At 29.2% G+C, this 9,066-nt stretch carries 9 protein-coding genes; 8 read left to right on the top strand and 1 reads right to left on the bottom strand.

The genetic code is table 11. The features are described from left to right. Window positions 1–105 precede the first annotated feature (105 nt). The 4 genes from FGQ49_RS07095 (at window position 106) to nrdG (ending at window position 4,319) form a co-directional block, all read left to right on the top strand. Window positions 106–858: a TIGR02206 family membrane protein gene (locus FGQ49_RS07095; protein ID WP_138269174.1), complete on the top strand. Its 753-nt coding sequence runs from the start codon at window positions 106–108 to the stop codon at window positions 856–858. A gap of 262 nt (window positions 859–1,120) precedes the next feature. Further along, a complete protein-coding gene (locus tag FGQ49_RS07100; protein WP_138269175.1) occupies window positions 1,121–3,454 on the top strand; it encodes an anaerobic ribonucleoside triphosphate reductase in 2,334 nt (777 codons plus the stop codon). An 11-nt stretch (window positions 3,455–3,465) separates the two neighbouring features. Beyond that, entirely contained in the window at window positions 3,466–3,801 is a 336-nt protein-coding gene (gene nrdD / locus FGQ49_RS07105; protein WP_138269176.1) for an anaerobic ribonucleoside-triphosphate reductase, read from the top strand. After that, entirely contained in the window at window positions 3,801–4,319 is a 519-nt protein-coding gene (nrdG, locus tag FGQ49_RS07110; protein ID WP_138269177.1) for an anaerobic ribonucleoside-triphosphate reductase activating protein, read from the top strand. Before nrdD ends, nrdG begins: the two co-directional genes overlap by 1 nt. A gap of 11 nt (window positions 4,320–4,330) precedes the next feature. Here the strand turns inward: nrdG and FGQ49_RS07115 are convergent, their stop codons facing one another. Then, window positions 4,331–4,888: a GNAT family N-acetyltransferase gene (locus tag FGQ49_RS07115; protein ID WP_138269178.1), complete on the bottom strand. Its 558-nt coding sequence runs from the start codon at window positions 4,886–4,888 to the stop codon at window positions 4,331–4,333. A gap of 185 nt (window positions 4,889–5,073) precedes the next feature. On the opposite strand from FGQ49_RS07115, the gene FGQ49_RS07120 reads away from it, so the two are divergent. From FGQ49_RS07120 to FGQ49_RS07135, 4 genes are all read left to right on the top strand, one after another. Continuing rightward, window positions 5,074–5,979, top strand: coding sequence for a PHP domain-containing protein (locus FGQ49_RS07120; RefSeq protein WP_171020631.1), 906 nt, complete (start codon window positions 5,074–5,076; stop codon window positions 5,977–5,979). Window positions 5,980–5,992: 13 nt separating this feature from the next. After that, window positions 5,993–6,868: a PHP domain-containing protein gene (locus FGQ49_RS07125; protein ID WP_138269180.1), complete on the top strand. Its 876-nt coding sequence runs from the start codon at window positions 5,993–5,995 to the stop codon at window positions 6,866–6,868. A gap of 139 nt (window positions 6,869–7,007) precedes the next feature. Next, complete coding sequence (locus tag FGQ49_RS07130) at window positions 7,008–8,516, top strand: Mur ligase family protein (protein WP_138269181.1); 1,509 nt, start codon at window positions 7,008–7,010, stop codon at window positions 8,514–8,516. 15 nt (window positions 8,517–8,531) lie between these two features. Further along, window positions 8,532–8,732, top strand: a complete 201-nt coding sequence (locus FGQ49_RS07135; protein ID WP_138269182.1) for a hypothetical protein — start codon at window positions 8,532–8,534, stop codon at window positions 8,730–8,732. Window positions 8,733–9,066 lie beyond the last annotated feature (334 nt).

Here is a 9,066-nt window from a genome sequence, read left to right on the forward strand (position 1 = left end):
TTGTAATATTAAAATAAAATGTATTATAATGTATTTGTAACATCAAAATTGAGAAATTAAAATTATTTAATTTACTGTTACAATAAAAAATAAGGACAAGAATAAATGACATTAAAATATTTTTTTTCAAGACCGGAAGATATTCCTACAAATTTAACATGGAGTACATACGGAGTTGAACATTTAACCTGGCTTATTGCTATAGCATTATTTATAGTTTATATGTGCCGTATATTTAAAAAAGCCGATTATGAAAAACAAAATAAAATATTAAAAATTTTTGCAATAGTTATAGTTATACAAGAAATCATTAAAGATATTATTCATATTTATGCAGGAACTTTTAATCTTGGGCATTTACCATTTCATTTATGCGGTATATCTATATTTTTTACTTTTTGGTATGCTTTCAAACCCGGGAAAATTTGCGGTGAATATTTATATGCGCTTTCTCTTCCCGGAGCAATGGCAGCATTATTATTCCCTGATTGGACAGAATATCCAATGCTTCATTTTTCATGCATAAATTCTTTTACCATTCATACATGGCTTGTTGTATTTGTATTTATGCTTTTATATAGCGCAAGATTAAAACCTAATTATAAAGTTTTGCCAAAGACAGCATTGTTAGTTGGTATAATTGCCGTTCCCGTATATTTTATGAATAAAGCATGGGGAACAAATTTTATGTTTTTAAGTTCTCCTGCACCAGGCTCTCCTCTTGAGATACTATATAATGTGTTTGGAAATTTTTATATTCCTGCAGCTTTGTTGCTTGTTTTATTTGTTTGGGTGCTTATGTATGCTCCATGGCAGATAGCTTATTCGAGACAAAATAAAATGGAAGAAATTGTATAAAGACTAATGTAAAATCATTAGTCTTTTTTTATTGGATAAAAATACTTGAAAAGCAAAATCAAAATTAAAATTACAAATAAAATTCAGTTAAACATAACAGTAAAAGTATTTTATTACATGAATATATCGGATTATTATTTTTATTATTTAAAACACTATATATTGTGTATCTTTTCTGCTTGACAAAGTAATATGCACAAGATATAATTGAATACGTTCAGTGGAGAAATATAATTTTATTAATATATATGGAGAAATAATTATGGTAACAGAGATTTTAAAAAGAGACGGAAGAACAAGCAAATATGAAAAAAGAAAGATAACAGATGCTATTTATAAGGCTGCGGAAGCTGTTGGCGGGCAGGATTATCAAATAGCCAGAGAACTATCTGATCAAGTTGATAAAATATTAAATGAAAGATATGTTGACATTATTCCAACTGTTGAACAAATACAAGATATAGTAGAAAAGACACTAATTGAAAGTGGACATGCTAAAACTGCAAAAAATTATATTTTATATAGAGCCGAAAGAAATAAAGTAAGAGAAATGAATACAACTCTTATGAAAATTTATGAAGATTTAACTTTCAAAAGTTCAATAGAAAATGATGTTAAAAGAGAAAATGCCAATATTAACGGTGATACTGCAATGGGAACTATGCTTAAATATGGTTCTGAAGGTGCAAAAAACTTCTATGGTATGTTTATTTTAGATGAAAAACATGCTGCAGCTCATTCAAAAGGTGATATTCATATTCACGATTTAGACTTTTATACTTTAACAACAACATGCTGTCAAATTGATTTAACAAAATTATTCAAAGGTGGATTTTCAACAGGTAACGGATATATAAGAGAGCCAAAAGATATAAGAACTTATTCTGCTCTTGCTTGTATAGCTATTCAATCAAACCAAAATGATCAACATGGCGGACAAAGTATTCCAAAATTTGATTATGATTTATCAGCAGGAGTTGAAAAAACTTATAAGAAAATATATGTAACTAACATGGGTAAAGCATTGGAACTTCTTGCAGGTATGGAAAACGGCGAAGAAGTAGCAAAAGAATTATATAAAGAAATAGAAGAAAAAAGCGGTCTTTATCCAAAATTAGATGATAATGAAGAGTTTATGAAGCTTGAAAGAGAAGCTTTAGATAAATTGGATCATAAAGATATTGATACATTGATTTCATTTACAAAGAAAAGCTCTCTAAAAGAAACAGACAAAGCAACATATCAAGCAATGGAAGCATTGGTACATAACTTAAATACAATGCATTCAAGAGCAGGTGCGCAAGTTCCTTTCAGTTCAATTAACTATGGAACAGATACTTCAAGTGAAGGCAGAATGATTATAAAAAATATTCTTCTTGCAACAAAAGCAGGACTTGGAAACGGAGAAACTCCTATATTCCCTGTTCAAATCTTTAAAGTAAAAGAAGGAATAAATTATAATCCTGGAGATCCTAACTATGATTTATTTAAACTTGCAATGGAAGTATCTAGCGAAAGATTATTCCCTAACTTCTCATTTATAGATTCTCCATTCAATCTTCAATATTATAAAGAAGGAGATCCTGATACTGAGATTGCATATATGGGATGTAGAACAAGGGTTATGGCCAATGTTGATAAGACAAAAGAAATTGTTACAGGAAGAGGAAACTTAAGCTTTACATCAATTAACTTACCAAGACTTGCTATTGAAGCAAAGGGAGACATTGATAAATTCTATCAAACATTAGATGAAAAAATTGATTTATGTGCAGATCAACTTTTACATAGATTTAAAATACAATGTGCAAAGACAGTAAGAAATTCACCTTTCTTAATGGGTGAAGGTGTATGGCTTGATTCAGAAAACCTTAAACCTGATGATACTGTAGGTGAAGTATTAAAACACGGTACATTAACAGTTGGCTTTATTGGACTTGCAGAAACACTTACAGCTTTAGTTGGTAAGCATCATGGTGAAAGTGAAGAGAGTGAAAAACTTGGTCTTGAAATTGTTAAACATATGAGAGAAAGACTTGATGATATAACAAATAAAACTCATTTGAATTTCTCTTTAATTGCAACTCCAGCAGAGGGATTATCTGGTAGATTTGTAAAAATGGATAAGAAGAGATATGGAATTATTCCTGGTGTAACAGATAAAGATTATTACACAAACTCATTCCATGTTCCTGTAGGATATGAAATAAGTGCATTTGAAAAAATTAAGAAAGAAGCTCCTTTCCATGCACTTACAAACGGGGGGCATATAACATATGTCGAACTTGACGGAGATACAACAAAGAACCTTGAAGCATTTGAAAAAATAGTAAGATGTATGAAAGAAATGGGTCTTGGTTACGGTGCTATTAACCATCCTGTTGACAGAGACCCTGTTTGCGGATATAACGGTGTAATATATGACGAATGTCCATGTTGTCATAGAAAAGAAAATGATACTGAAGTGCCTTTTGAAAGAATAAGAAGAATAACAGGTTATTTAGTTGGAACATTAGACAGATTTAATAACGGTAAAAGAGCGGAAGAGGCAGACAGAGTAAAACATTCACTTAACTCTGAAATGGAAAGTTTATAGGAGGTAAAAAAATGAATACAGCAAAAGAACTAACATATGAAACAAAAATAGGTGAAACAAACGTATATGTTTACGGAGAAATAAAGGATTTAACAAAAGAAGAAATTAAGGCATATATTAAAGATGTTGAAAAACAAAAAAACAGCGAAGTTCTTGAACTTAATTTATATGCAGACGAAGATGGTTTTATTGGAAGAAGTGCAAAAGTAAAACCGATTCCTTTCGACAGAATAAGAAGAATAACAGGTTACCTTGTAGGAACTCTTGATAGATTTAATGATGCAAAAAGAGCAGAAGAATCAGACAGAGTAAAACATTCACTTAACTCTGAAATGGAAACTTTATAATGGATCAAGAAAAAGAAATAAGAATTGCGGGAATAGTAAGAGAATCAATTGTGGACGGTCCCGGAATAAGATTTACACTTTTTGTTCAAGGCTGTCCTCATAACTGTCCTGAATGTCATAATCCTCAAACTCATGATTTTAATGGAGGGCAAATTGTTTCTCATGAAAAAGTGCTAAATGCAATTGGGCAAAATCCTCTTTTAAGCGGAGTTACATTCTCCGGAGGAGAGCCTTTTATGCAGGCAGAAAGTTTATATTTTTTAGGAAAGAAAATTAAGGAAAAAGGTTTATCTTTAATAACATATACAGGATTTAGATTTGAAGAGCTGCTTGAAATGAATAAAAAAAATCCATATATACTTAAACTTATTGAACTTAATGATTATATTATGGATGGAAAATTTGAAATTGAAAACAAGACATATAATAAAACCTTTGTTGGCAGTTCAAATCAAAGAAGAATAGATGTTAAAAAGACAATAGAAAATAATTATAATGTAATAGAAAAAGACTTCTAATGAAGTCTTTTTTATTTTGTGATTATCATTACTGTTTCTTCGTACCATTTACCTTCAAAGAATTCTCCTTTTTCAAGTTTTGAATGAGGAGTAAAACCTGCTTTTTTGTATGCGGCAACGGCTCTTTCGTTTACTGTTCTTGGGCATATTTCTACAAGGTCGGCATTTTTTTCGTTAAAAAGGTATGTATACAATGTTTTTAAAGATTTTGAACCAAGCCCTTTGCTATGGCCCATGTGACCTGCTATAAATATATCTATTCCATAGGCATTTTTATAATTTTCAAGTTTATGTTCTTTGTATGCTTCCTTTTTTAAAGGGAAGAACTGCATATATCCGCTGTCTTGTCCTTTATATTCTATTATACAGCACTGCATATTTTCCTCACCATGAATTCGTGGAAGATATTTTTTCTTTAGTCCTTCAAGTGAGTTATCTTTGTCTCTACCTCCGTAAAACCTGCTTACTCTTTCGTCATCTCTCCACTTCCCAAGCATTGTAAGTTCTTCATCGGTATCTTGTAATTTTCTGATTTTTATGTCTTCGCTCTCGCAAATATATTCTTTCATCTTCTTTCTCCTGTTTTTTGGGATAAATTTTGTGTGTTCTCACATTTGTTCCTTTTTTACATTGTAAATACCAAACATTGTATATTGTGATAAAATAATTATAGCATATTAATTTATTTTGCTTAATTGAAAAGTAAAAAATATTGATATATAATAAATTTATAAATTTGTAAATGAGGTTTGTTATGGAAAAAATAGTAGATTTACATATGCATAGTACGTATTCAGACGGAACTTTTACTCCCGCTCAAATGATAAACATGATGAATGAACTTGGTGTAGATTATGCGGCAATAACGGATCATGATAATGTAAAGGCATATGAAGATATTAAAAATACAACATTTAAATTAGATAAACCGATAAACATCATTCCCGCAACGGAACTTGGATGCTCTTTTGATGGTGTTATAAGAGATGTCCTTGGATATGGGATTGATACTAAGGTTATAGATGAATTTGTAAGTGAAAGATATTCTCCAGAAGCAAAACTTGAAAAACAAAAAAGACTTTTAAATGAATATAAAAGAGTTTTCAGAGATGCCGGAATAGTATTTGACAACGGGCTTGAAGTTCATAGAGGAAATAAAAGCGAAGCGTATATAACAATTTACAACAGCCTTATAAAATATCCCGAAAATATAAAGAAGTATCCTTTTATATCTAAAATTACTATGTTTTTTTGGAATTATTGTTCAAACAGTGACAGTAAATTTTTTGTAGACGAATCAAAGGAATATCCTACAATTAAAGAAGGAATAGAACTTATACATAAAGCGGGAGGTCTTGCCTTTTTGGCTCATCCGTGTATGTACAGAATAGGCAAATTAAGGACTCTTCAGCTTATAAATCATGCCATGGAATGTGGTATAGACGGTATAGAGGTTCTGCATTCTCAGCATACTTTTGATGATAAGTTATTCCTTGCTGAAGTTGCAAGAAAGTATAAACTTTATAAAAGTGGTGGAAGTGATTTTCACGGAGGAACAAAACCTGATATAAGTATGGTTAAAGGAAAAGGCGATTTAATAGTTTCATATAATATGATTAAAGATTGGGTAGATAAAGTAGATAAAATAATATTAAAATAAAGAAGGTGTTTTTATGAATATAGATTTGCATTTACATACTAATAATTCTGACGGTGATGACAGTACAAAAGAGATTATACAAAAAGCAAAAGATTTAGATATAAGTTTAATCTCTATTACAGATCACGATACCGTTAATGCATATGATGATTTAAAAGACATTGATACTATGGGAATAAAAATTATTCCTGCAGTTGAGCTTTCCTGTGCTTATGAAAGTGAAATGAGGGATATACTCGGATATAATATAGATATAGAGAAAATGAGAAAAATTTTAAAAAGTCTTGAATCCAAAGAAGAGGATATTAAAAGAGAAAAAGAATTATTAACAGAGTATATTGATGTATTTAGAAAAAACGGAATTATAGTTGATGATGGTTTAAAAATAGAGGACGGAGAAAAAAATGAGGGATATAAAAGAACTATTATAAGTGCATTAGGACATGAAGAAAATATAAAAAAATATCCATCTCTTATGAATCCGTCAGCGTTTTTTTGGGATAATTGTGCAAATAAAAAAAGTAGTTTTTATGTTGATGAATCAAGATTTTTTAAAACAATAAAGCAGACAATAGATATTATTCACGAAGCAGACGGAATGGCATTTTTTGCTCATCCTTGTATTCATCATATGGAACATGATAGAGTGGAAAAAATGCTTGACTATGCAAGAAGTTTTGGGCTTGATGGGGTAGAAGTTTTACATGCAAAACATTCTATAAAAGACAGAGAATTTTTAATCGATTATGCAAATAAGCATAATATTTATAAAAGTGGAGGAAGTGACTATCATGGCTCACCTAAACCTGACATAAAGATTCTTACAGGCAGGGGAGATTTGAATGTAAGTTATGATTTAATTGAAAATTGGGTTAGTAAAATAATTTAAAACGGCGTTTTGCCGTTTTTTTTTTTTACAAAATAATGTTTATAAATTGTTAAGGTTTTATAAAAGGAATTTGTAATTATTTAATGATATTTTATATAAAAGATTACAAAGTATTACGTATTTTTATGGAGGAATAATCATGCAAAAATTCATCAAAGATATTTTAATGGAGTTATCACGGGAAGGAATTCTTGTAAGTTATAAAAATTTGAATATAAAGGAGGCAATCCATGGTATAAGTTATAATTCTACAATGGACTGCGAAAATAAGATTTTTGTATGCAAGGGATTTAATTTTAATAGGTTGTATCTAAAGGATGCGATAAAAAAGGGCGCTGTTATATATGTGAGTGAAAAAGTGCATTTTGAAGATTTTCCTTACATAATAGTTTCTGATGAAAGAAAGGCTCTTGCTGTTTTATCTAAAATATTTTATGGTAAAGAAGTTGAAAAATTAAAAAAGATTGGTGTTACCGGAACAAAAGGGAAAAGTACTACTTCCTTTTTTATAAAAAATGTTTTGGATACGTATTTGCTGGGTAAAAGTGATATTCCTTGTGGTATCATATCATCTATTAAAACTTTTGATGGTAGCATTACAAGAGATGCCGTTTTAACAACTCCCGAATCTTTGGAAGTATATAAGACTTTAAGTAATGCTTCCAGTTTAGGTATGGAATATTTTGTTTGTGAAGTTTCTTCCATTGCTTATAAATATAACAGAGTTTATGGTATTAATTTTGATGTAGGAGTATTTTTGAATATAGGTTATGATCATATTTCAGATATTGAGCATAAAAACTTCAATGACTATTTTTCATCAAAATTAAAATTAATAGAAAATAGTGAATATATAGTTATAAATGAAGAATTGATGTCTTTTGATAAGGTTCAAAATGCATTAAAAAATAAGGATAAAAATAAGATTATAACTTATGGCAAAAGCAGTAAGGCTGATTATCAGATAATATCTTCAAATTCAAATAATATGGGTAATGCCTTTAAAGTGAAATATGGCGGAAAGATATATGATTACAGTATTAAATTAAAAGGCGGATATAACATAGAAAACGCAGTAGCATGTATTGCCGTATGTGATACTTTGGGAATTGAATATAAGTATATATATAAAGGAATATTGAATGTAAAAGTAAAAGGGAGAGGGGAAATATATAAAACAAAAGATGGTAAAAAAATTATAGTTGTAGATTATGCTCATAACGGACTTAGCCTTAGTAAGTATTTTGAGTTTATACACGAAGAATATCCGGGAAGAAAACATATTTGCGTAATAGGCTCTACGGGGGATAAAGCAATAAATAGGAGAAAAGATATTGGGCAAATTTGTGAAATGAATTGTGATGAGCTTATTTTAACTACTGATGATTCTTCTAATGAAGACTTTAATGATATCTGCTTGGATATTTTAAAATATATAGAAGATAAATCTAAGGTAAAGATAATAGAAGACAGAACGAAAGCCATTGAAGAGGCTATTAAAGATAGTCTTGACGATAATGTCGTTATATCAATTCTTGGTAAGGGAGCTGAAAACACTCAAAAGATAAAGGGTAAAAAGTTATTTTATATTTCAGATAGTATCAACGCAAAAAAATTTGTGGATAAATATAATGAAGACATATCATAAAAAGAAAATGTAATTATGAAAAAATTTATTGATATGTTTAATTTGTTTTTTTCTTATGGCAGAATGTGCAAAGATGATTTTAACAATAAGGTTTTCAAAAGCATTGATATAGCTGTTGTTAACGTATCATTTGAAGGCAAGAAAATATTTCATAGTGATAAATTATGGATAAATGATGTGTTTTCAGGAATTAAAAATGCAAAAAGCAACTTGTAAGTAGAGTATTCAAAACGAACCTAAAGTTTAGAAGTATATAAAAATTGATATAAAATATCTCACAGGCATAAATACATTATTTATATACGTAAATAAAAAAGATTAGTATATTGAACAGCATTATCAAGGAATTCATGAAATAGATTATTATCCTCATAAAAAATTACAATATAATATGTATTATGTAAAAAAAAGCGGTATATATCCGCTTTTATTTTTTATGTTCATATAATAGTCCTTCCATATATCCACGAACTTTTATTTTTTCTTCGTAAGTTAGTTTAGAATATATATTTAAAAATATTGATTCTTCAATTTCGTTATTTGTATATGC

It is taken from the genome of Anaerofustis stercorihominis (genome assembly GCF_005844425.1).
GTDB classification, from domain to species: domain Bacteria; phylum Bacillota; class Clostridia; order Eubacteriales; family Anaerofustaceae; genus Anaerofustis; species Anaerofustis butyriciformans.

Coding starts and splice junctions, on each gene's coding strand:
- FGQ49_RS07095 (WP_138269174.1), top strand. CDS start 106: ATGACATTAAAATATTTTTTTTCAAGACCGGAAGATATTCCTACAAAT.
- FGQ49_RS07100 (WP_138269175.1), top strand. CDS start 1,121: ATGGTAACAGAGATTTTAAAAAGAGACGGAAGAACAAGCAAATATGAA.
- nrdD (WP_138269176.1), top strand. CDS start 3,466: ATGAATACAGCAAAAGAACTAACATATGAAACAAAAATAGGTGAAACA.
- nrdG (WP_138269177.1), top strand. CDS start 3,801: ATGGATCAAGAAAAAGAAATAAGAATTGCGGGAATAGTAAGAGAATCA.
- FGQ49_RS07115 (WP_138269178.1), bottom strand. CDS start 4,888: ATGAAAGAATATATTTGCGAGAGCGAAGACATAAAAATCAGAAAATTA.
- FGQ49_RS07120 (WP_171020631.1), top strand. CDS start 5,074: ATGGAAAAAATAGTAGATTTACATATGCATAGTACGTATTCAGACGGA.
- FGQ49_RS07125 (WP_138269180.1), top strand. CDS start 5,993: ATGAATATAGATTTGCATTTACATACTAATAATTCTGACGGTGATGAC.
- FGQ49_RS07130 (WP_138269181.1), top strand. CDS start 7,008: ATGCAAAAATTCATCAAAGATATTTTAATGGAGTTATCACGGGAAGGA.
- FGQ49_RS07135 (WP_138269182.1), top strand. CDS start 8,532: ATGAAAAAATTTATTGATATGTTTAATTTGTTTTTTTCTTATGGCAGA.